Origin of the sequence: Frankia umida (assembly GCF_023242945.1) — a bacterium.
Lineage (GTDB): Bacteria > Actinomycetota > Actinomycetes > Frankiales > Frankiaceae > Frankia > Frankia umida.
This window is the reverse complement of record NZ_JALKFT010000040.1, coordinates 5,929-29,369: the sequence shown is the minus strand read 5'-3', so window position 1 is coordinate 29,369 and position 23,441 is coordinate 5,929. Positions and strand designations below refer to the sequence as shown.

Here is a 23,441-nt window from a genome sequence, read left to right as displayed (position 1 = left end):
GGTCTACTCACCGATCGCCGCGCGGGCCAGGCTGATGCGACATGGGCAGTACCCGACCGATATGAGCGGCAACGACAGGCCAACCGAGAAGGTGTTCATGGCGTGCACGGCAGCGGTGAACAGCGCGCTGGGACGGGGATCGACCCGTCACCGGGGTCGTCCGTGCCCGTTCCGCTCGGCGAGCGATGCGGACGGCCGGATGGTTCTCGCCCACTGTGAGCTCGGCTGCTTCGACGAGGCCGTCGACCTGCTCGCCGACGTTCTCACCCGGGTATGTGCCGGCCGTCCCGCCCCGGACCGGTTGGCCGCCTACGCGAACCATGCGGCCACCACGGCACTGGGCCAGCTGCACCGCGAACGACGCGGCCGGCTCGGACTGCCGCAGCGGCCCGAACGGATCCCCGAGGCCAGGTGGGCGATCCGCGTCCTGCCGGACCGAGCCGACCGGCTCCTGCTCGCCCACATGCTGACCTGGCTCGGCAGCGACGCCTGCCCTACTGACGGCGCGGGCTGGCCGATCGAGTCGTGGGCCGGGCGCTACCGCGTGACCGCCACCGCGATGCGCGCCTGGGTCAGCCGGATCTGCGCGGCGATGCTGGCCGCAGACCCCCCTCGCTACATCCGCTACCTCGCCGACCCGCTGGCCACCAAGCCGCCGCGCCGATTCGCGCTGCTCGGCGATATCGCTGCTCGCCCCGAGCCGTTGCCGTTCCCGCGCCGAACAGAGTCGGCGGCGGCCGGCCCGGGCGAGGTCTACTAGCAGGAGGATCGATGGGCGAGTTGACCGGCGGACACCGCACCGTGCTGCACGTGGTCGGCGAATCCGACATTGGGATGGGCCGCCCCGCGCCGGATGCCACCGACGAGCAGACGGCACATGCGATCACCCTGCGCCTGGCGGAGATTCGCTCCCGCCTTGACGGCGACGGCGACGATCATGCGATCTTCGCGGGCACGCCGATCGGGCGCCTCGTCGCCCGTCTGAGCGGGTCGCCCTCCACTACCGACCACCCCACTACCGACCACCCCACTACCGACGACCCCACGGCCGGCGAGCACGGGCCACGGGACGAGGCCGTGCGCATCGTTCTGGCCGCGACCCGCGCCGCGACGCCGCCCCGCCGAGCTCCGGCGGACTCCGGTCAGGTCCGGTCCACCCGGCCGATAGCGAATGTCGTCCAGGACTACGTCGGCCGGTATGTCGCGCAGGTGAGCGTCGAGGACCTCGCCGCGCCCACATTGGCCCAGGGTCGGTCCTGGGCGGTCGAGTTCCTCCGCCGCGAGGCGGGCGGGGCCTGGCCCGGCACGGCGGGCACGGCGTGGCAGCTGCTGATCGGCGCCGGTGCGAGCGGCATCGTCTTCGGCGTCATGTTCGAGCTCCTCCTGCACGGGGTTCCGTTCGACCTGTACACCGAGGACGGCACGTCGTCGATGATCGAGTTCGCCGGCCGGCCGTCACCGGAGGCGTTGCATCGATGGCTGGTTCGCCACCGTTTCTACGACGTGCTGGCCGAGCTCGACCCGCGCTGGGAACGGCTGGCCCGGCGGCAGGCCGTGGACGTCGCATGGTTGCTCACCGACCTGACCGGACACACCCCCGATGATCTGACCTGGACGGTGGATGCCTCCGTCCGCGCCATGCTGGCCGGGGCCGTCCAGGCGTCCTTCGCCGAAGGACTGGCCCGGCAGGAGATCACCGACGGGGCAGCCGCGCGCACCTGGCTGCACGAGTTCGCCCTCGAACACGCGCCGGTCGACCAGCGCGACGAGGTACTCGGGATGCTCGCCGTACCCCGCTACAAGCGGCTTGAGATCAGCCCGGAGCGGACCGCCAAGGTGGCGGAGCCGTTGGCGGCGCTGCTGCATCCCGACGTGGTCACCTGGCACGACGACGTCAAACGCCTCAGCCACGGCAGCCTCGCCGCGGTGCCCACCCCACCGGGGAGCGTGCTGGCCCTACAGGACGACTGGATACGCCGCCAGCACCTCGCCGGGCCCCTGGCGCAGTACCCGGCCTGGCCGGTGCGGGAACCGCCCCCGGAACAGCGCAAAGTCCTGCTGCTGCGGACAGCCGCCGTCAGCAGGGAGAAGAACGACGCCGACGTCGAGAGCCTCATCGCCGGTCTGCGGGCGGGCGAGATCCTGCTGGTCGAGTTCATCACGCCGCAGGCGGGCCGGTCGTCCTCCCACCCCAGGATCCGGGCGGCCGTCGCCGTGCCGGTCGACGAGGCGAACATCGAGTGCCAGCCGAGCCTGGCCGACATCTGCCGGGCCCGGCTGTGGGACACGCTGCTCGCCACGCCGGGCGCCGACCTCGTCGACGAGGTCGCCGTCGTGTTGCCGGCAGGTCCGAAGGCTCTCGCCACCGCCGCGATGCTGGCCGCCGTCGAGTTCTCGCTGCACGCCGCCGCCTCGCTGCGGGTGCTCACGCCGACCGCCACCCACACCGGGCACGGTCCCGGCAGGACCGTCGAGGTCCGCGAGGATGACGACCGGGCGCTGGCCTCGCTGGGCCTCGACGAGATACTGGCCGAGCTCGCGGCCCGGGCACTGGCCAACCTTGACCTGACTGTCGCCGAACGTCTGCTGCGCCGCGGCTCCGTCCGCCTGCACCCGCTCGCAGCAGAGGTCGCCGTGCTGCAACGCGACGCGTTCGGGATCGTCCCCGCGGCCGACGGGACACGGGGTGACCGAGACAGCACCAGTGCCGCCGAGGTGCGGCTGGCCATCGCCCGGCTGCGACTGTGTGCGACAACCGTCGACCGCCACCCGTGGGACACCGCCTACCTGGCCTCCAGCGTGCTCGACCACTCTTTCCGGACGCGACCCTCCGGGCCCCCCATCGACGGACTCGCCCCCGCCCCTCCTGCCAGCGGGCAGGACCCGGTCATCGACGCGAAAGCCCCAGCCACCGCGTCGGCAGATGACCATCTCGGCCCCTGGAAGACGCTTCGGCTCCAGGGCGACGACGGCCGGCGAAACCTGAACAACTGGCGCAACAAGCATCCGCTCTCCCACGGCATCAGGCCGTCCGGACCCCCTCGGCGCACCGGGGGGCGCGCCGAGACCATCGTGGTCCCCACCGCAGAGGAGATCCGCGTCCAGCTGGCGGCGACGGAGGCCCGGCTGCGCACCGCACTGCAGCACGACTATCCGACGCTGATGGCCACCGCACCCGACCCGGACCTCCTCGTCCAACGGCACGCGGACCTGCTGGCACGGATCCGGGCGTTCGCCGGTCAGCCCCGAGTGGCGAGCGCGGCGAACGGGTCGTTCGCCGCGGCCACGGCGGGCACCAGCGTCCGCACCGGCGCGCCATCCGCGAGCAGCGTCAGCACCCGCAGCGCGACGTCCACGGAGGAATCGAAATAGGCATCGAGAAATCCGTCGTCGGACGGCCCGACCCGCTGCCCATCCGAATTCCGGGGTGTCGGGGCCGACATGTGCGTCACGCCCGGCCGCTGCGGGAGCGCCGCCGTCCACCTGCGGACGGCGGCGCGCAGCCGCTCGGCCGTCGTCCCCGCCAGTTCCGCGGCCGTGGTGAGCGCGCCGCCGGCGGCCGGCTGACCAGAACCCTCAGGGCCGCCTCCGAGCGGGTCGTCACCGGTATCGCCTGGGCGGTCAGGCGCGTCGGGATCCTCGGGCACGAGCAGCACCACCTGCACCTCGGCGGGTGCGCGGGCAAGCAGGTGGACATCGGCCGATGCCGCAGGGTCGCTTCCGTCCTCGCCCGGGTGGGTCAGTATGTGCGCCCACACCAGATGTGGGGTCTCCTCGATGGCGCCAAGCCAGCCGCGCAGCAGCTCGTTCGCGAGTGTCACACTCGTCGCACCACCCGGGCTCAGCGACCGGGCGAGAAACTCGAAGCTCTCCCGTCCCCAGCCCAAAGCGACCGACACCAGTGCAGCGACGGTGTACATCCCGGCCCACCGAGGCCCGGCGATCACGATTCCACGACAGCCCTTGACGGCGCGAGAGAAGGTCTCGGGGGCGCGCGCCGCAGACAACCGAGGCACGTAGACCCGTGCCTGCTTCCAGTTCGCGGCGAGCAGTGCGCCGCCGTGAAACGGCCCGTCATCCCATTCCGCCCCGGTGCGCCGGAACGCCTCTTCGAACACCTCATCCGCCTCGTCCTGGTCAAACATGCCGTCCAAGCGCGCCAGAAACACGTAGTCGGCGAAGTGGTAGCGGCATCTCCGACCCCGCCAGTGCGGCAGTACCGTGACGGCCCACCTGCCGTCCTGCAACGCCGACTCCGCGAACATCGCTCCGCCGGAAACCCGGTGTTGCTCGGCGAGCAATGCCCGCTGCCGGCGGAACCGCTGCTCGCAAGCGGTGAGCCGCAACGCCACCGACGACATCGCCGTGTCGATCAACCCGTGTGCGGCCAGCATCTGAAGCGGATGTGCTCCGACGGCTCGGGCCAGTACCGGGATCGCAACAGGATCGACCCGCGTCTCGTTCGCCAACCACCGCCGGATCCGGTCCGAACCGGCCCGCAGGCCCAACTCGCCCGCCACCCGCTCGGTCAACGCCACCCGGTTGATCCCCGAGCGCTCCATCGCCGCCTTCATCGCATCGGCCCACCGCGCCTGCTCCGGATGTTTCCCGGGCGCCGTCGGCGCGAGCGGCTGGTAACGCCCAGCCGGTTTCGCACTGTTCATCCGATCATCGTCGCGCACGCCCACCAGCACCCCTGCGCCGGTAGCCCCCGCTCCGGGGATCCCTCGCCCGGACATGTACGCGACGACCCACGGCACCTTCCACCTCCCCTAGCCGGACGGAAAACCCTGTCGTCCGCACCGGCCTCTCTGACGAGGTCCACGCTGGATCACAAGACGGCCGCAGTCATCTCAGGGCGGCAACCACGCCTTCCACGATGTGGAAAACCTCGCTCGGGGAAAGGGCGCTGCGGCGCCCGTCGGGATGACGCGGTGCACCGCCGATCGAGGTACCCCCGCCCCATCCCGGCTCCCGAGCGGCGAGGGCCGCGAGAATCGTGCCCGGTCGAGAAGCGGGCCCGACGGGGAAGCCGCCGACCAGATCGCTGCGTCGCGCCACGGTGTAGGCGGTCGAACCATCGTCCAACCCCCGCCACATCACCAACCGATGGAAACCACGCGCATATCCCTCATCCAGAGCGTCGACATCGCTGGTCGCCATCGCCCAACCGGTTCCGGAGTGCGTCACCACGAACGCACTCGATGGCCTGTCCAGTGCCACCCGCTGCTCGTCGCCGAAACCAGGGCGGGTCTCGCGGTCCATCGCCTCAGCCAGGTCGCCCACCAAGGCAGCAACCCCGGCAACGCCACGGGTCAGATCGTCCGCCATCTTCGCAACAGTCACCCCCGACCGCCGAACAGGCAACGCGACGGCCTCAGCGAACCTGGCCAACAGTGCGCGATCAGCAACCGGATACGCGGGGCCATGCGCATCCCGGCTTCCCACCACCTCCACCAGCCGCCTCACCATCGTCGGCGTCGCCCCATCCTGGACGAGCCATTCCGGATAGGCCAACAACGCGACCGCGAGAACAGTGTCGGCGTCCACATCGTTGACATACACGGTGAACTCAGACGGCTCGAGACCGAGCAGGATCGCATCCAGCACCTGCCGACATGTGGCACTCGTCACCAGACGAACACAGTCACCATGATGGTCAAAACTGAATCGCTGACTCTCCACGTCGAACTCCGGACCTTGCACAACTCCGTCGAGCGCGATGCTCCGCAGTGGCAGCTCCGCGAGCGTGACCGTCATCCCGAGCGAGACGATAATACTAGCCCCACCGATCCGAAACGAACCATCACTCATATGCGGGTGCCTCATCTCTGGGAATATTCACGATGCATCCTCTACGATGCCGACCAGCGACGGCCGACCGGTGTCCACCCGTTCAAAAAACATATCATGCTACCGCAAGAACCCCATACCCAGCATCAGCCCAATGACCTATCACAGCCCAGCCTTCGAGGAAAACATCGATTGCGGAAAAACGCGGTTAATTCAACTCGATACCAGCCGCCCACCGCACCACCAGGGCTTCAGAGGTGCACATTCCTGCATCACCAACATTCCGTAGAAGAGCCTCAAAACAAGATCCCACCATGCCTTTCCATCCTCGCCTACGGCAAGATCGCGGAACACGACCCAACCACGCACGGCCATCCCTCCAAGCTGATCGATATCGAATGGATTGACATCTTCCCGGACAACCGGGGCTCCATCCTCCAATCAAAAACGATCAAGGCCCTGACCTGCACAGATACATCACCGCCAGACCTCCGCAAGATCGCCCTTTCAGCCTCCCCCCATACCCCCTACGACCTGCACGTTTACACTGGGGTCGCTGATCATCCCTGGGGGGATCGCAACATGGTCTGGCTCGGCGAGCGCCCGGCGCCAGTTAGGTCGCTGATCATCCCTGGAGGGATCGCAACATGCCCGGCGCCTCCGACCCGACACGCGGGTACGGGTCGCTGATCATCCCTGGAGGGATCGCAACTCCCGTGGCCGGCCGCCCCCGACGGTGTCGGCGGGTCGCTGATCATCCCTGGAGGGATCGCAACTTCGCCGCCGTCCAGATCGCCGTCGCGCTCGACCCGAGTCGCTGATCATCCCTGGAGGGATCGCAACGGAGCCGGTGCCGCCACGGCGGGCACGGGCGCGTCCCGTCGCTGATCATCCCTGGAGGGATCGCAACGGTCCTGACATGACGAGGCCCGGGGTTGGCTCCTAGTCGCTGATCATCCCTGGAGGGATCGCAACCGGATGACCTTGGGGAGGTTCTGGTCCGTAGGGTCCTGTCGCTGATCATCCCTGGAGGGATCGCAACGGGAGACAGTTACATTGCCAGCGGAACCGTCGGCAACGAGTCGCTGATCATCCCTGGAGGGATCGCAACACGCAGGTCCGAGGGTCCGTCTTTCAGGCTCACGAGTCGCTGATCATCCCTGGAGGGATCGCAACCCCAGTCCAGGAGCGCCGCGCCGAGGCCGGGGTGGTCGCTGATCATCCCTGGAGGGATCGCAACCTGGTATCGCCGCGTGGGTGTCGTACTGGCACATGTCGCTGATCATCCCTGGAGGGATCGCAACGTGCCCCGGGGGTCATCCACATAGGTCCGGGCCAGTACGTCGCTGATCATCCCTGGAGGAATCGCAACGCCGGCGCGCCCGCGCCATCTCCTGGTCGTACAAGTCGCTGATCATCCCTGGAGGGATCGCAACGGTGGGAGCCGGGCGGACTGCCAGCTGACGGCCGGGTCGCCGATCATCCCTGGAGGAATCGCAACATCATCCCCGTCGGGGTGGTTGCCGTCTCGGCGGTGGTCGCTGATCATCCCTGGAGGGATCGCAACTGCAGCCGGTCGCCGGGGCCCTCCCCGCGGTCCTGATGTCGCTGATCATCCCTGGAGGGATCGCAACGCCGTCCTGGCGCCCGATAACGCTTGCTTCCCACGTCGCTGATCATCCCTGGAGGGATCGCAACGTGGTCATGCGGGTCACGGTCCCTCCTAGCTGGTGCAGGTCGCTGATCATCCCTGGAGGGATCGCAACATGTCTGTCCGTAGCCAATCTGAGGGCATCTGATGGTCGCTGATCATCCCTGGAGGGATCGCAACGCGGTCCGCGCCCCACAGCCGTGGAGAGTCATCCGCGTCGCTGATCATCCCTGGAGGGATCGCAACCTGGTCATCTCCAGTGAGAACAGGACGGTCGGTAGTCGCTGATCATCCCTGGAGGGATCGCAACCGCAACAGCGCCCCGCGGGCCCACTCCTGGTAGGCGTCGCTGATCATCCCTGGAGGGATCGCAACATCTGCCAGCCGCCGCTGGTCCAGCGGCGGGCGGGGAGTCGCTGATCATCCCTGGAGGGATCGCAACGAGGCGGGGGCCGACCAGGTGCCTGCCTCCGTCCACGTCGCTGATCATCCCTGGAGGGATCGCAACCACCGTTCACACAGGGGGCTTCCGCCAGCCCCGTGTCGCTGATCATCCCTGGAGGGATCGCAACCGGGGGCGCCGGAGCCGACAGCCGGCAGCGACGCACGTCGCTGATCATCCCTGGAGGGATTGCAACCGGTGGGCACCCTGCCGATGCTAGTGCTGTGGCCCGATATGTTCACCGGCTTTTGTGATCATGCTGCGGTGGGCAGGTGACGGCCACCCCAACGGATGTGTTTCTGGCTCAACCATCAGCGATCATCGCGACGCAGGAACACGACCAGGCGGGTAATTGCGGCGGTCACCGCCGCGCCGCCGACGGCAGCCAGCGCCGTCCAGGCTGACCCAGGCGGATGTGGATGCCCGCTGCCAGCCCAGGCGATAGCGAGCCAGCCCGCTGTGGCACCCACCGCACCGATTAGAGCGTGGTCGGTGACGCCGATCGGGGCGCCGCCCTCGATCCGCGGATCCAGCCGGAACGCCCAGAACGGCAGCGCGAGCGCCAGCGCGGCGAGCAGGGAGATCAGCGGGGGCCGCGCGCTCCCAGGTACGACTCGCAGCTGATATCCCAGGGCTTGGATCGCCCCCAGTGCCATCAGAAGCGCACCGAGCACCGAGGTTTGCAACAGGGTCATCCGGTCCTGGCGGCGCCGGCTGTCCTCAAGCCGTTCGTCGAAGCGCTGGTCGAGAAGTACTCCGGTGACCTCGGCGACCTCCCGGGCCCGTTCGCGGGCTGCATCGAGGTAGAGCTGCTCGTCGCCCAGCCGGTCGATCAGCCACTCGGCGAGATCGCGGTCGTCGCCGAAGAGGCCGGGCGGACCGTCAGGCAGGCCAGCACGCGCGGTCAGAGCCGCCACGTTGGCGTTGGCGATCTCCACGGTACGGGCGATTTCTCGCAGCCTGGTGGAAACCGCCACCAGACCGGCTGTACCGGCCTGGACCTCAGCCAGTCTCGCCCGAGCACCTGTCAGTACCGCGATATCGGATACAGGCGGGTTGGCCAGATGCAGGCGCAGCAAATTACTTACGGCCGCGTCGACCTCGCTGTGGATCGCCCGGAACTCGCGTCCGTCACCGAAGACGCGAAGCTGGTGACGCAGCCGGGCCGTGTGCATCAGATAGCGAGCGAAGGGAGCCAGGTCAGGGATTCCAGACGTCCATACCCAGCGGTAGAGGTCATTCTCAGCCGGTTCCGGTGCCACTGCGACCATGCGGCGCGAGATCCGGGCGTCATCCGTGGTGGCAGCTGTCTCCCACAGTGTGATGCCTCCTGGCACGTTCGCCGGATGCCGCCACCATCCGGGTATCTGCGGCCCGGAGACGGCGGGCCGCACCCGTCTGACCAGCTCCTGCATCGCCAGCGTGTTTACGGTCTCAACGGTTCCATCGCCGGTCGGCTCCGGGGTGGGTGGGACCACGCCGATCAGAAGTACCGCTTGGCCCAGCGCAGGCAGGGCGTCCGTAGGCGGTTGCAGAGCTGCCCAGCCGCAGGGCGGCCGCGATCCGGGACGCCGGGCACCGTAGGTCTGCCCCGAGGCGGCGAACAACGCCCGAATCCGGGTTTCCAGCGTGATACGCCGCCGGGTGCTCGTCGAGGAGGGCCGGCGGGTCCAGTCGTAGAAACCGGACGCGGACACCGCTGGCCATCGGCGCATGTTCCGTACTGGGTAGGAGTCCTTCTCCGCGGCGATCAGCTGATACTTGTCGGTCACTGATGGCGTTGCGCGAAGAAGGCGGTCGCTTGTGAGAGGAACTCACGCTCCATGCGGAGTTCCCGGTTCTCCTTCTCCAGCTCCCGCAACCGGGCTCGCTCCGACATGGTCAGTGGCTCGTCCTCGCTGTTTTCGTGGGCACGCCGCCAGGTCGCAACCCAGGTTCCCTGGGTGCCCTCATTGATACCGAGATCCTTCGCGACAGCCGAGACCGGCCGGCCCGAATCGATGACGAGTTTGACCGCCTCGTCCTTGTATTCCGACGTGAACCGCCTTCGTGGCTTTGCCATCAAGATCCTCCGTCCACGGATCATATCCCACAGGGATCACTGTCCGAAGAACGGGGACCACCTCAGGCGATGAGCAGGCCGAGGACGGACAGGTCGACGGCGGGTGCGACGAGGGGCGGTTGGGGCGACGGTGGCTACTCGGCTGGACCGGGCGTAGGCAGCCTTGTTCCGGGACCGGCCGGCGCCGGCGGTCTCGCCGAGCAGGGTCGCGGCGCCCAGGACTCCGCAGCCGGGGATCGCCAGCAGGGACGGGGCGAGCTGGCGGACAAGGGCCCGAAGCTCGCTTTCCAGCGTGTTGAGTAGGGGTGCGCGGTGGAGAAGGTCGCTGGGCGAACTCGGCGGCACTCGCGAGGACAGTGCGGGGAGCGGTCGCCGAGGCTGTGGGCCCGCGCCGCGACCGCGCCGGCCCTCGACGTCATCACCCGCTGGAGTCCGACCACGTGATCGGCGGCCGTCCCGTAGGTCTCGTTGTCTGCACCGCCAGCGCGGGGCTCGCGGTCAGGACGATCGACCGGCGGCTATTCCTGGCTCAGCACAGTCTCGATCCTCAGCTGGGCAACCGTGCGTGGGCCCTCCAGGACCAGCAGCACGGTCCCGGGACGAAGATGCTCGAGCGCCAGCTCGGGCACGAGGAACCCCACCAGGCAACGCCGATGGTCGTCATCCAGGCGCTCGGTCTCCTGCAGCAGAATGCTCAGCTGGTCAGCCGACGCCGGCCAGTCCGGCTGGACCTCCGCCTCGCCGCCCTGGACGAACACCGCCGTCGCCATGTAGACGGGCGCGGTCGGCGGCCCCGACCGCCGCCCTCCTTCCGCCTGCGTGCGCCACCCGACCACGCCCTCGGCCACCGGGTTCTCGATCTTCTGCATCACGGCCACAGCTCGATTCCGCTCATCTGCTCGTTGATCTGGGCGAGCTGGTCGCCGTCGGCGTAGTAGGCGGGGCCGACTCCGTCCAGCTTGCCCGCGTGAAAGTGCAACTGGTCGTCCAACGGCCGGGGTATCCGCGTCGTGACAGTCAGGCCGTCACCTCCGTTGAGCAGCTCACCCCACCGGTCGGCGTGCTCACCTCGGGTCGCGAACCACTTTCCCTCCATCTGGCCCGCGCCGGTCCCGAACCTACCCGTCGCGGCGATGGAATCGAACTCGGCGGCGTCCACGTTCCGGAAAATCTGCACGACGTCCGCAGCGTCGGCGGAGGCCCGCTGAACCGCTGTCCCGGCGCCGGCGCCGGCCTTTCCGGCCAGGCCCCCGGTGGCGGTGCTGAAGGCGAGTTCACCGAGATCGAGCTGCCCGGGGTGGACGACACTCTGGGTGGCGAGATCCTGGGCCGCGCCACCGATGGCGTTGCTCGCCGCGGCGGAGAACCCTGTCCTGGCGAGCCCTCCGGCCACTCCGCCACCGATGCCGCCGGCGATTCCGCCGAGGGCGACGGTGCGAGGATCGAAGTTTCCCGTGACGAGGCCGATGGCCGCCGAACTTCCGGCGCCGATGAGTATTCCGGCGCCGACGGCCTGCCCGCCCGGGACGAACATCAGCCCCACGCCGGCACCGATGACCGCGGCCGCACCCAGGCTCCCCCACGGGTCCTTTCTGACGTGGTCCCAGGCATTCTCGAACATGCCCTTGCCGGCCTGACTGCGGTAGTCGTCGTACTCGGCGTCGGTCAGCGGGCGCAGACCGGTCGGGTCGACCATGCCGATCGGATCGTTCCACGCCTGGTGGTAGGGGTTTGCCTGGCCCGGCATCCCGGGGATGTTCGGGAGCGGATCAGGAGAGAGAAAGGAACGGGTCCGCGGATCGAGAACGCGGGCGCGTTGCCAGACCAGATCGCCGACGACCAGCTCACCGCGGTAGCCCAGGGTGCTGTCCAGGCCCGGCGCTCCTGGCGGTGCTTCCTCGCGCCCGGGGCGCCCCTCACCCGCAGCCGAGCCGGTGCCGGTTCGGGCAACGGCGCCGGTGCCCGGCTCGACCGGCAGGCCCCACATGTCGCGACTATCGGGTGAGCCCTGCCAGTCGAGCTCGACCCACTGCCCGCCCACGGACCCGAGTGCACCCGGGCCGCTGCCCGGCTCAGCGTCGTCGGTCAGGCCGAGAGCGGACCCTGCGCGGGCATAGGTACGCCCGCCCACCGCATGCGCCTGCCCCGGCCAGGCCACCGGATCCCAGAGCACAGCCTGGCCGTTCACCGCGAGCGGATCCCCGAGGGCATCGACGGCGAGCCGGTCCGACCGGACGGTCCCCGCCGGGCCGCCCGACTCTCGCCGGACCTCGCGCAGCCGGCCCAACGCGTCCCAGTCGTAGCGGACGGCACCGGTCGGCCCGTCCTCCGTCCGCCGACGCCCAGCGCCGTCGTAGCCGAAGACGGTCGGCGGACCGTCCCCAATGCGACGTTCGATCAGGCGGCCGGCGGCGTCGTACGTGGAGCGGATCACGGAGCCGGGATCACCCCGGTCCTCGGCGATCAGGCGCCCGCCCGGATCCCAGGTGAAGGCCCAGTCGCCCCACGGTCCCCGCGCCGCGATGAGCTGGCCGGCCCGGTCGTAGCCGAACCGCCGCTCCTCCCCGCCGTCGACCACCCGGGTGACCCGACCGGCACCGTCACGTTCCACGGTCCGGCCGGGACGCGTCGCGTGCCGACCGTCTGGATCACGCCGCAGCACGCGGCGGCCCAACGTGGGATGCGCCACCGAGCGCAGGCGCCCGTCATCGTCGTACTCGTAGCGCACCGGTGCCCGGCCGGGCCGTCCGACCCCGACGCACCGCCCGTCGCCGTCAGCAGCCCGGTGCCATCCGGACGACGCAACGTCTGGACGCGACCGTTGCGGTCACGGGCGATAGTGGTGCTGCGCCCCAGCGGGTCGGTGGTGCCGAGCTGCCGTCCGACCTCGTCGCGGCGCAGCTCGTGGCGGCCCCCGAGGGGGTCGGTCCAGGCGGCGAGCTGGCCGCGGCTGTCGTGTTCGTAGTGGGTGGTGGCACCGAGGGCGTCGGTGGCGCTGGTGAGGACGCCGCGGGCGTCATAGGTGTAGCGGCGGGCGGCGCCGGTACCGTCGGTGACCACGACGGGCAGGCCGAGCGGGTTGCGCTCGATCGTCGTGCGCCGCTCGCCCGGGCGGGTCACCGCAGTGACGCGGCCGTACGCGTCGTACTCCCAGGTCGTCTCGCGGCCGGCGGGGGTGACGAGCGCGGTCAACCGGCCCGCGGCGTCCCGGCGGTAGCGGGTGCACGCGCCGGACGGGGAGGTGGTCTGGATCCACCGGCCGGCCCGATCGTAGCCGTAGGCCTCGCGCCGGCCGAGCGCGGTGGTGATCGCGGCGAGGCGCCCACCGGGCGTCCACTCGACGGTGCGCCGCCCGCCCAGCGGATCGGTGACCGCCACCACCCGCCCACGCGGATCGTGCTCGTAACGGGTGACAGCACCCGCCGAGTCCGTCTCGGCGATGACAGCGCCGGCGGGGTCATACGCGCGCTGCCAGACTCGCCCGTCCGGGCTGCTCCAGCGCACGGCCCGGCCAGCCTCGTCGTACTCGACCCGCCACTGGTGCCCCTCGGCGTCGGACTCGACAGTGGGCCGGCCGTCCGGGTCGTAGCCACGGCGGAACGTCGCACCGGCAGGGTCGGTGGCGGCGGTCAGCCGGCCGAGACCGTCGTGGTCGAAGCGGAACTTCTGGCCATCGGGGGCGACGATCAGCGCGGTGTTGCCGAACAGGTCGTACTCGAAACCGAGTGTCGAGCCCAGTGGGTCGGCTACCTGCTCGACCTGTCCGTGCGAGCCGTACCTCGACTCCCACCGTCCACCGGCGGGGTCGAGGTAGCCGTCGGGACGGCCGGCCGGGGTGTAGTGATAGGCGCTGCTGGTCCCGTCCGGGCCGTGCTCGCGGACCGCCCGGCCGGCGTCATCGCTGTCCCACCTGCGGGTCTGACCCGCAGGTCCGGTGATCGCGGCCAGCCGGCCGGCCGAGTCGTAGTGCAGCCTGGTCCGCCCGCCGCCAGCGACCCGCATATCGATGAGCTGGGCATCGGCGTCCCAGCGGAACCGGGTGGTGACCCCGTCCGGGTCGACGACGCAGGTCGGCAGGTCGTCGTCGTTGACGGTGATCCTGGTCAGCGCGCCCGCCGCGTCGACGATCTCCACCGGAGTGCGGGCGGTACCGGCGTAGATCCAGCGGGTCAGGTGACCACGCGGGTCGGTGTAACCGGTCCGCCGACCAAGGGCGTCCCACGACCAGCGTTCGGTGATGCCGCATGGACCGGCGCGGCGGACGAGGTTCCCCTCGTCGTCGTAGTCCATCGACCAGCGGGCGCCGGAGCGTTCCGCCAGGCCGCGCAGCCGCCCGTCCTCGTCGAACACCCGGCGGAAGGTCCAGTCCGCATCGTCGACCAGGCAGATCACCCGGCCGGCAGCATCGTGGTGGTACTCGTTGATCGCACCGCCCGCCGCGTCGGTGACCAGGGTGCGGTGGCCCGCGCGGTAGGCGAACTCGACCAGACGCCCCTCAGGGGTCAGCTGGGTCGACACCCGACCCGCATCGTCAAAGGTGTTCCGGCCCAGCGTCACACCGTCGGCATTGACAACCTCACGGAGCGGGCCGGTGCCGCTCTCAGCGTCATAGTGGTATCGGCGGGGCCCCTGCGGGCCGCCGCTGACGGCGATCAGGCCGGCGTGCTCGTCGTAGACGTAGCGCACCTGCCGACCGTCACTGGCCCGTACCGTCGTGATGAGACCGGCCGCGTCGTCCCAGACAAGTTCGACGAACCGGCCCGAACGCGGATACGACAATCGGACTAACCGGCCGCCGGACCAGGCGAGCAGCAGCTCCGACGGCCCGACACGCACCCGCACCGGACAGCCCGCCTCGTCGTACCACCAGGTCTCCGCGCGACCGCGCGTGAAGCGAAAACCCGCGCCATCGGCGTGCAGGGTCGCGCCTAGCAACGGCAGCTCGGTCGGCCGGTCCGCGACCGGCCGGGCCACCAGAGACCATGCGCCGTCCGGGTTACGCCACTCGACCTGCTCGTCCCCGACGTCCAGCATCGTGTCGGCCCAGCTGGACCAACCCCGGCCGTGCGCCCCGCACCGATCATGCGCGCGGGAGTTGTAGGTCCGCCACCAACCAGCGGGCGCGGCCCGGCCCGGCAACGGCAGATCAAGCTCCTGCTCGACCAGATTGCCGTTGGCGGTACACACCGGATCAGCCGCGAACCCGCTGTCCGGCGCACGAGCCAGCAACTCCGGGGCATCCACCGTCAGCGACGTCGTCGACAACGGACCAACACCGGCCGCCGTAAGCCTGGCCGCGATCCGACCGTCATCCACCGTGACCGTGCCGGCGGCCGTACCCGCCGAACCCTCGTCAGCGGCGACGAACGCGTCCTTCACCGCACCGACAAAACGGTCCCGCCCCTCGGCATCACTCAGATGCGTGTCCAGCTTCGCCCACAGATCCGGGTGGGAAAGGCTGTACTGAGCCCCGAATCGAGAAACCACCTCGTTGTAGTAGGCCCGCACACCGGCCGCCGATGTCGACAACGTCGTGCGGGCGGCGGTGGCATCCGTGACGTAGGTACCGAGGTCCTCGGGGTCCGCTGCGCTGGTGGCCACGACGCCCTTCCCTTCTGCTCGTCCTCGCACCGCGGGGCGTGGGACACCTCACCCCGGGCATCGTCACGGACCCCGTCCACATCCCAGTCCGCCCGGCGCAGCAGCCGCTGCATCCCGTCCGGTGACCGCATACCGGCACGCTCCGCCAACGTCCACCCGTACTTCCGCTCCAAGCCCGCGACCAGCCCGGACGCATACTCCGCGACCCGCCGTCACGGTTCCGCGCGACCGAACCGGCCGCCGATCCCCCCGCAGAGATCATCCAGTTCGGTCGCCCACGCCTCCACCACCACAACCCGGATCATCCACCAGAGGCATCACAAGTGTCGTTGCAGCACCAGGTGAACCAGAGGCGCTGCGCGCACCGGGGGGAAACCAGATCTCGACCGAAGACATCCCGGCCAGCAGGATCAAGCGCCGCCCGTTGGCCCACCAGAACTCCACGAAGCCGGACGCGTAAGCCCTTCGGGCAGGCGTGTATGTGCATCACCTTGCGCCGATTCCAGCTGAGCCTGTATCAGGCCCAACGCGTGGCGAAGGTCCGCGCCGCGGAGGTTCGCCTCGTCGATACTCGCGTGCCCGAAAAATACATAGCGGAGTTTCGCCCCGCCAAGGTTCGCGTCAGCAAGCTTTGCGTCGCGGAGGTTCATACTACGAATCCTCGCGCCGGTGAGGCTCGCGCCACGAAGGTCCGCGCCGTGGAAGTCCGTGTTGACGAGGTTCGCACCGTCGAGGGATACGCCCCGAAGGTCCGCGCTCCCGAGCTTCGCGCTGCTGAGATCCGCGTCGCGGAGGTCGGCTCCGCGGAAGTCCACGCCGCCAAGATCCGCGCCGGCAAAGCACACACCGTAGAGATTCACGTCGCGGAAGTCCACGCCACCAAGGTCCGCACCGACAAAACTCGCGCCGTAAAGGTTCACGCGCCGAAGATCCGCGGCTCGCAGGTCAACACCACCGAGATCCGAGCCGTCAAGATATGCACCGTCAAGATATGCGCCACGAAGATTCGCACCGCGCAGATCCGCACCACGCAGATCCGCACCGCCGAGATCCGAGCCGCCGAGGTGGACGTGCGTGAGGGTGCCACCAGAAGCCTGGAGGCGGCGGAGAGCGGCGGGGCCGGTGAAGTCCGCACCGAGAAGATCTGCGCGAGGGACGTCGGGAAGAACGGGCAGCCGGGCCAGCACGGTGACGGCAGCGTGGACATCAAGGGCGGGGCGGACAGGGATGGCCGGTTCGGGCTCCGGGCGCAGGGTGGGGTCGGTGCTGTGGACGCGAGCGAACGCGGAGAGCTCCTCGACCACCCTGCGTTGGTCGGCGGCGCTGTCCCGAGCGACACGTTCCAACGCGTAGATCCCACCGAGACGAACATCAAGACTGGCATCGCCGAGATGGCTGATCGCGGTGGCGCACAGCTCCCGGACGTGGGTGTTCTCGTTTGATCGGCGAACCTCGGCGTTGGCCTGGCGGGTCTCATCCAACGCGATCAGCGCACCGGCAACAGCAGTCAGCGCAGCTGCGGCCGTCAGCAGCCCGCCCTGCAACGCGGCGCGGGCCTGGACCGTACCGTCGGAACTACCCGGATACATCCGGTGAGGCAGATGCCAGATCCCCACAACCGCCGCCACCGCGCCAGCGGCCGCCAGCCCGGCAGCGATCCACAGCCGGCGCCGGCCGTTCCGTCGGGATCCTCCCCCGCTGTCGGTCATGGACCGGTTCTACGCCTCATCGCCGAGGGTTCTGCGACCCGCACCCCTATCCAGAATTCTGGTGCGCCGCCGATCGGTGCGGAGCGGCTGGCCACCCCAGCGGGTGTCGCGGAGGAGCTTCTTCGCATCGTCTTCGGACAGGTCGGGGCGGACGGCGCAGATGGCTTCGACGTGGGAACGGCTGCCGACGGTGTGCTTGAGGATGTCGGTGCCGCCGCCTCTGTGGGCGTCCCGCAGCCGCGCTCCGCCTGACCAGCTGATCTTCGATCACGCGGTCACGCGGCTCGGGGAGATCGAACACCTGACGACGTGCGACCGGGCCATCGCCTACAGCGGATCGTGCAGGTTCAGGGCAGGTAGGTGAGGAGGTGAATGCCGGCGCCACCGGCGGCGGCAAGCAGGGCGCCGGTGGGGTGCCAGGCGACGCCGACGAGTGGGCCGGTGACGCGTAGCGCGCAGTGGCAGGTGCCAGTCGTGACGTTCCAGAGTCGGATCACCCCGTCGCTGCCGGCGGTGGCGAGAACGGTGCCATCCGGGGAGAACGCGCAGGTTTCCACCCAGTGCGTGTGACCGGTGAGGACGTGGCTGACCTCGCCGGTCCCGACCCGCCACAGTCGTACGGTCATGTCGTCGCTGGTGGTGGCGAGCAGGGAGCCGTCGGGGGAGAAGGCGCAGGCCGTCACCGCGTCCGTATGTCCGATCAGCTGGGCGCGTTCGGTGCCATCCGACACGTTCCACAGGCGTGTCGTTCTGTCCTCGCTGCAGGTGGCGAGCACCGTTCCGTCCGGGGAGAAGTCGCAGCAGTGGACGGTGTTCTGGTGGCCCGCCAGCACGGCCACCAGGACACCATCGGTTACCTGCCACAAACGCGTGGTCCGGTCGTGGCCGCAGGCTGCGAGCAGGACACCATCCGGAGAGAAGGCGCAGTTGCGCACCCAACCAGTGTGGCCGCGCAGGCGGAGTCGCTCCTCGCCGGTGCGTATCTCCCACAGCCGCGTGGTGCCGTCGTTTCCGGTGGTGGCCAGCAGCCTGCCATCCGGAGAGAAGGCGCATCCGCGGATTCCGCCGGCCTGGCCGTCGAAGTCGCGGATCTCGGTCCGGTCGGAAACCTGTATCACCCGGGCAGCGCCATTGGCCGTACTGGCGGCCAGCAGGGTGCCGTCCGGGGAAAACGCGCACCGGTTCATCCGGGAGATGCGGCCGGTGGCTGAGAATCGCAGTGAGGCGTCGGCGACGTTCCAGACGCGGATTGTCTGGTCGTGGCCGGCAGTGATCAGTGTGCGGCTGTCCGCCAAGAACGCGCAACCACGCACGGCACCGTCATGACCGGGCAAGGCCGCATGTTCGGTTGCATCGAAGACGTTCCAGAGCCTGGCCGTTCCGTCATGACCGCCGGTGGCCAGGATCTGGCCGTCCGGGGAGAAGACGCACTCCCACAGCCGGGCGCTGTGCCCGGTCAGCACCGCTTTCTCGGCGCGTTCGGTCAGGTCCCAAAGCCGGGCGGTCTGGTCGTCACTGACCGTGGCGATTAGCGTTCCGTCCGGGGAGATGGAGCAGGCTCGGACAGCGGCGCGGTGGCCGCTCAGGACGCCAGCCGGTGTGCCGTCGGTGCTGTTCCAGATCCGGACAAGCCGATCACCACCGGCCGTCGCCAACCATCGGCCGTCCGGTGCGAAGGCGCAGCTCCACGCACCGCCGGAGTGCCCCTCGACCGACCAGCGTGCCTGGTCGTCGGCTACGCCCCACAGCCGAACGATGCCGTTCTGATCGGTGGTGGCGAGGGCCGTGCCGTCGGGCGAGAAGGCACAGCAGGTCACCGCGGTCCGATGAGACAGCACCGACCTCGTCGCACCGGACTCGACGTCCCACAGACGCACGACGCCGTCGTTGCCGGCTGTCGCGAGCGACGTGCCGTCCGGGGAGAACGTGCACCTCCAGATCGCGGCGGTGTGCCCTGTCAGCACGGCGCGGACGGTCATATCGGCGAGATCCCAGATCCGCACCGTGCCATCGTCACTGACGGTTGCGAGGATGCTGCCGTCCGGCGAGAGGGCGCAACTGTAGATGCCGCCCGCATGACCGGTGGGAGGTGAGACGGCCGGGTGGTCGGGCAGGTCGGGTGGCGGCCAGGCGGGCTCGAATCGCGGTCGGGCCAGCGCGGCACGGTAGCGATCCAGCATGCTGCCCAGCTCGGGTAGCCCATACAGTCTGCTGGCCAGGATTGCGCCAAGGGCATTCGGCGGGTCGATCGGGCCCATCAGGTGGGCGGACTGTCGCAGCCGCATGGCCAGGACGCTGGTCAGCTCAGTGGCCGCCAGGGCGAGGTCGGCGTCGACGCCGACCACAGTGCCCATCTGCCGGGTTTTGGCCTCGGTCCATCGCAGGTCGGCGACGAGCGCGACGAGGGCGTCCCTGCGGCCGGCTTCCGCCAGGTGATGGGACAGATACCGCCACAGATAGACAGGCTCGTCCGGAAGGGTCCACCAGGCCGGACAGCCGTCCTCGGCCGGTTCGCTCAACAGCTCGGCAGCCGCGTCGACGAGCCTCGCATGCACGCGGGACTCCTCCTGGACATGCTGGCGCAGGTAGGCGCGGATCACATCGTGCAGGATCAGCCGCGGGCCAGATGGGTCCAACCGGTAGTCGGCGACCAGGCCGAGTCCAGCCAGGTTCTCGCACAGCACGTCGACCCGGCAGCCCGGCCAGAGCAGTGCCAGGACGTCCAGGGGAATGTCCACGTCCTCCGGGAAAACGGCCAGGCTGAGGTAGCGCTCGCGGTCGGGCGACGTGAGCAGGTTCAGGCTTGCCTCGATGGTCGCGGCGACCGCACGGTCCCGGGTCTCCGGCCGTGCCGGGTCGAGTGCGGCCGGCCCGTATGTGGCAAGCATGTCCAGTACGTCTTCGGCGGCACGGTCAGGCCCTCGGCCACGCTCGACCTGCCTGCGCAGCATGCCGTTGACCAGGTTCAACAGCACCGGCCACCGCCCGGCCGCCCTCGCCAGCCGATCCGCCACCGCGGTGGCCATGGCCTCGGTCCTGTCCACGACCAGCATGCGGGCCTGCTCCTCGGACATGACATCCACCATGACCAGCGCCCAGTCCGGCGACAGGGCATCCGCGACGCGGGTGGTCACCAGTCGGGAGCAGGCGCGACCGCCATACCGGAACGGCCGCAGCTGGGCTGCGTCCCAGGCATCGTCCACCACGAGGAGTACTGGTTCCCGCAGGTCGTCGAGGAGACGGCCCAGCTCCGCGCCAGCCGCATCCGGATCGGAGATTTCCGGTCGGCGGCCCGCGAGAACGAACGCCAGATCGTTGATCCGTCCGGCGAGGTCCGCTCCCTGTGCCTGTTGGCCCAACGTCACCCACAGCAGGCCGCCCGGGAAGCGGCGGTCGATCGCCTCGTGACGGGCCGCCCAGGTTGCCAACGTGGTCTTACCGAACCCGCCCGCACCCACCAACACGGTGGTCCGCCCGGGATCGACCGGACCGGTCGCGAGCAGAGCATCGATCAACTGGTCTCCCAGCTCCGGGCGCTGCACCATCCGATCCAGCGGCGGCGCCATCCACGGACGCGACTGAGCGGTCACTCCACCCCGGACGGCACCTTCGCCGTGCCCTGACGGGTGGACCCGCACCGCCTGCGCGGGTAGCTGCGTCCGCAGCTCGTACAGCGACTGCAGCACCGCCTCACCCAGTTCGTCGGGCGTGGACACCGCTCTGACCACGACATTCGACTGACGAAGACGCTCACGGAACCCGTCCACCGCATCCGCGTTACGGTCCATGAGCCCCCGTGGCACCATCGCGTTCTCGTCCAGCAGAAAGACGAGCCTCGGCAACCCGGCCGCCGTGGCGGTACGAAACTCCAGCTCCGTGTACGACACACCCATCGGGTCGTTCGGCGCCAGATTGTCAGGTACGAGCGAGCCGTAGCGAAAACCCACGACCGCCAGGTAGACATCACACGTCCGCACCTGCTGCCGACAGTACTCTGCCGGAGACTGTTCCCCCGCCGGAAACTGCGCCATCTGCACCGGCCGCATGCCAGACCGCAGCACCGCCTCAACCGCCGCCCGCACAAACGACCGGGCCTGCGGGTACTCAGCCAGCTCGCTGGTGTGACTCACAAAGACGCTACCCACGGAGGCCACGACCGGCAGATTACCGTGATCGCCGCGGCTCGGTGAATCCGGGGATATCCAGAGAATCACCCCACGGGCGCGGGGAGGACCCGCTTCCCCAGATCTCCCGCGGACGCGCGGAACGCGAAGGATCGAACTGTGCCCGGGTCGCTGATCATCCCTGGAGGGATCGCAACGCTGCTTCCGGGCACGCCATCTACTCGCCGAGTCATGCGCCGACGTGGATGTGAGATGCCCACGCCGAAGGATTAGCGGCCCACATGCCGCGCAACATGCGTGCGGCGCCGTGGACAGCAGCAGCTACGTCTCCGGTCGTGGCCAGGGTGGTGTAGATCTCATCGGCGACCTCGACAGCGTACTGGTCGCTGATCGGCCACAGCGTGGCGATGACATGTCGGTAGCCAGCGAGTTGGAACGCGGAGGCCAAGTGGATCGCTTCGTCGGCCAGTCGTGCGCCGGGCAGGGCGGTATTGGAGGTGGATAGGAACGCAAGCTCCGCGTCGCGTAGCCGCATCCGGACAAGATCCAGAACGGTCAGCGGCTTATCGACCAGTAGGAGACTGCTCTTCAAGGGGTCGTAAAGGTCGTTGACGGCGGCGCAGGCGAAATGCGCCCACCGGGCGGCCGGAAGTCTGTCAATCACCGCCTGCCAGGTTGCCTGTTTGCCAGCCAGTACGTCGATCCGTCCTGGAAACAGCGTCTGCAGGTTGGCTACTTCGATCTCGGTACCGGGCAGATTGCCGGCACCGGGCGTTTGAGGCATAGCCACCGTCACCAGCCGGCCACTTGAGAGGTCGATACTGCTCCGCGCGCCAGCGTAGCGGGCGTGAACCAACGCGCGCAGCGTCGGCGTATAAGACGAGATCACCCGATCGATGACCGTCGCCGGTGCCTCGTCGAACCTGGCGCCGTGATGGCCCGCAGCGTGCAGCGGCAGGAAGGACAATAGCCCCGAAGCGCACCACCACACCCGCGGCCACGGATTGCCGTCGAACGGCGGGCCGACGATGCCCAGTCGGTCGAGCACCAGGCTAGCCACAACATCCCAAAGCCACACGAGGCATTCTGTCAACCGCTCCTGCGCCACGACGGAGGGAGCTTCCAGCGCTGCAAAAAGCGTAAAGACCTGGTAAGCGACAGCCTCCTGCGTTAGCTCGGGCAGCTGAACCGCCTCTACTCCGTTGCTGGTCACTAGCAGCGCGTACGACCCGAACTGCGAGACCGCCACCGCCACGACTGGACCCTCAGACGCCGCTGCAAGAAGCTGGTTGAGCGGTGGGGGCTGGAGAAAGGACTCGAACCCGACCAGCTGCCGGATTGACGCGATTAGCTCCTCGAACGCGACACCTGTGATCCGCTGCTCGGTCGCCTCGGCCATGTCCTCGCTGGAAAGGTCGGGCAAGGCCGGGCCATCACGCCAGTCTAGGATATCCCGCAGCTGAATAAACGAGGCGGCTAGGTCGGGGTGCTGCTCAACGAGGGCAGTCAGGTCGGCGCGGGTGTCCAATGCTTGACCGAGTAGCACTCCGCGGGTCTGCTCAAACAGCTCTACCGCCCGCTCGGGCATGCCGGCCTGTACGCAGCAGGCCGCCGCGTCCGCGCCCAGACCACCGAACTCGGCGAGCAGATACTCCTGATCGCCGAGGGCCAAGCTGCGTGGCGCGACCTGGGTGAGCAGCTCGGCCGCTGCAGTGAACCCCGCCACAGCCTCCTCCCATCGACCCCCACCCGCCGCCGCGCGGCCCCAGCCGCGTGCTGCGACCGCGCGCGTTCGCGGCGACGCCCCCATCACCCCCACCCCCGTCCGATGAGCCTCGATCGCAAGCTCCAGGTTGGTGAGTTGCCCGGTCCGCGCGAACCGGGCCTGTAGTGCGGCGCCGAGGTTGGACAGGTAACCGGCGCGATCGGGGTGGTCAGGTGGTGTGACATCGACGGCGGCCCGGCCGACGCTAATCGCCTCATCCAGGTTGGTGAGTTGCCCGGTCCGCGCGAACCGGGCCTGTAGTGCGGCGCCGAGGTTGGACAGGTAACCGGCGCG

9 protein-coding genes, 3 pseudogenes and 1 CRISPR repeat array are annotated in these 23,441 nt (G+C 69.3%); of the genes and pseudogenes, 2 read left to right on the top strand and 10 right to left on the bottom strand.

Features of this window, described 5'->3' with window-relative positions:
- Nucleotides 1-97: 97 nt before the first annotated feature.
- Together MXD59_RS23360 and MXD59_RS23355 are read left to right on the top strand one after the other, a co-directional pair.
- On the top strand, nt 98-760 hold the full coding sequence (locus MXD59_RS23360; protein ID WP_248826744.1) for a hypothetical protein: 663 nt from the start codon (nt 98-100) through the stop codon (nt 758-760).
- Between the two features lie 11 nt (nt 761-771).
- Complete coding sequence (locus tag MXD59_RS23355) at nt 772-3,372, top strand: hypothetical protein (RefSeq protein ID WP_248826743.1); 2,601 nt, start codon at nt 772-774, stop codon at nt 3,370-3,372.
- 1,476 nt (nt 3,373-4,848) lie between these two features.
- Here MXD59_RS23355 and MXD59_RS23350 read toward each other — a convergent pair.
- The 10 genes and pseudogenes from MXD59_RS23350 to MXD59_RS23305 all read right to left on the bottom strand — a co-directional run.
- A complete protein-coding gene (locus MXD59_RS23350; protein WP_248826742.1) occupies nt 4,849-5,814 on the bottom strand; it encodes a hypothetical protein in 966 nt (321 codons plus the stop codon).
- Nucleotides 5,815-6,345: 531 nt separating this feature from the next.
- Nucleotides 6,346-8,082: a CRISPR direct-repeat array (repeat unit 30 nt; unit sequence GTCGCTGATCATCCCTGGAGGGATCGCAAC).
- A gap of 115 nt (nt 8,083-8,197) precedes the next feature.
- Entirely contained in the window at nt 8,198-9,421 is a 1,224-nt protein-coding gene (locus MXD59_RS23345) for a CATRA conflict system CASPASE/TPR repeat-associated protein (protein ID WP_283097378.1), read from the bottom strand.
- Between the two features lie 33 nt (nt 9,422-9,454).
- A pseudogene (locus MXD59_RS23340) lies at nt 9,455-9,948 on the bottom strand (transposase); the annotation flags it as partial.
- 518 nt (nt 9,949-10,466) lie between these two features.
- Nucleotides 10,467-10,826, bottom strand: coding sequence for a hypothetical protein (locus tag MXD59_RS23335; protein ID WP_248811589.1), 360 nt, complete (start codon nt 10,824-10,826; stop codon nt 10,467-10,469).
- Entirely contained in the window at nt 10,817-12,637 is a 1,821-nt protein-coding gene (locus MXD59_RS23330; protein ID WP_504858365.1) for an RHS repeat-associated core domain-containing protein, read from the bottom strand. Before MXD59_RS23330 ends, MXD59_RS23335 begins: the two co-directional genes overlap by 10 nt.
- 2,306 nt (nt 12,638-14,943) lie before the next feature.
- A pseudogene (locus MXD59_RS27835) lies at nt 14,944-15,135 on the bottom strand (DUF6531 domain-containing protein); the annotation flags it as partial.
- A gap of 467 nt (nt 15,136-15,602) precedes the next feature.
- A pseudogene (locus MXD59_RS23320) lies at nt 15,603-15,854 on the bottom strand (IS701 family transposase); the annotation flags it as partial.
- A 105-nt stretch (nt 15,855-15,959) separates the two neighbouring features.
- Entirely contained in the window at nt 15,960-17,138 is a 1,179-nt protein-coding gene (locus MXD59_RS23315) for a pentapeptide repeat-containing protein (RefSeq protein WP_248826754.1), read from the bottom strand.
- 467 nt (nt 17,139-17,605) lie between these two features.
- Complete coding sequence (locus tag MXD59_RS23310; protein WP_248826753.1) at nt 17,606-21,340, bottom strand: WD40 domain-containing protein; 3,735 nt, start codon at nt 21,338-21,340, stop codon at nt 17,606-17,608.
- A 271-nt stretch (nt 21,341-21,611) separates the two neighbouring features.
- Nucleotides 21,612-23,441: CHAT domain-containing protein (locus tag MXD59_RS23305; RefSeq protein ID WP_248826739.1), on the bottom strand; the 1,830-nt coding region annotated here is incomplete at its 5' end.

Bases quoted from the DNA above. Each gene is read 5' to 3' on its own strand.
- MXD59_RS23360 (WP_248826744.1), top strand. From the start codon at position 98: ATGGCGTGCACGGCAGCGGTGAACAGCGCGCTGGGACGGGGATCGACC.
- MXD59_RS23355 (WP_248826743.1), top strand. From the start codon at position 772: ATGGGCGAGTTGACCGGCGGACACCGCACCGTGCTGCACGTGGTCGGC.
- MXD59_RS23350 (WP_248826742.1), bottom strand. From the start codon at position 5,814: ATGAGTGATGGTTCGTTTCGGATCGGTGGGGCTAGTATTATCGTCTCG.
- MXD59_RS23315 (WP_248826754.1), bottom strand. From the start codon at position 17,138: ATGTATCCGGGTAGTTCCGACGGTACGGTCCAGGCCCGCGCCGCGTTG.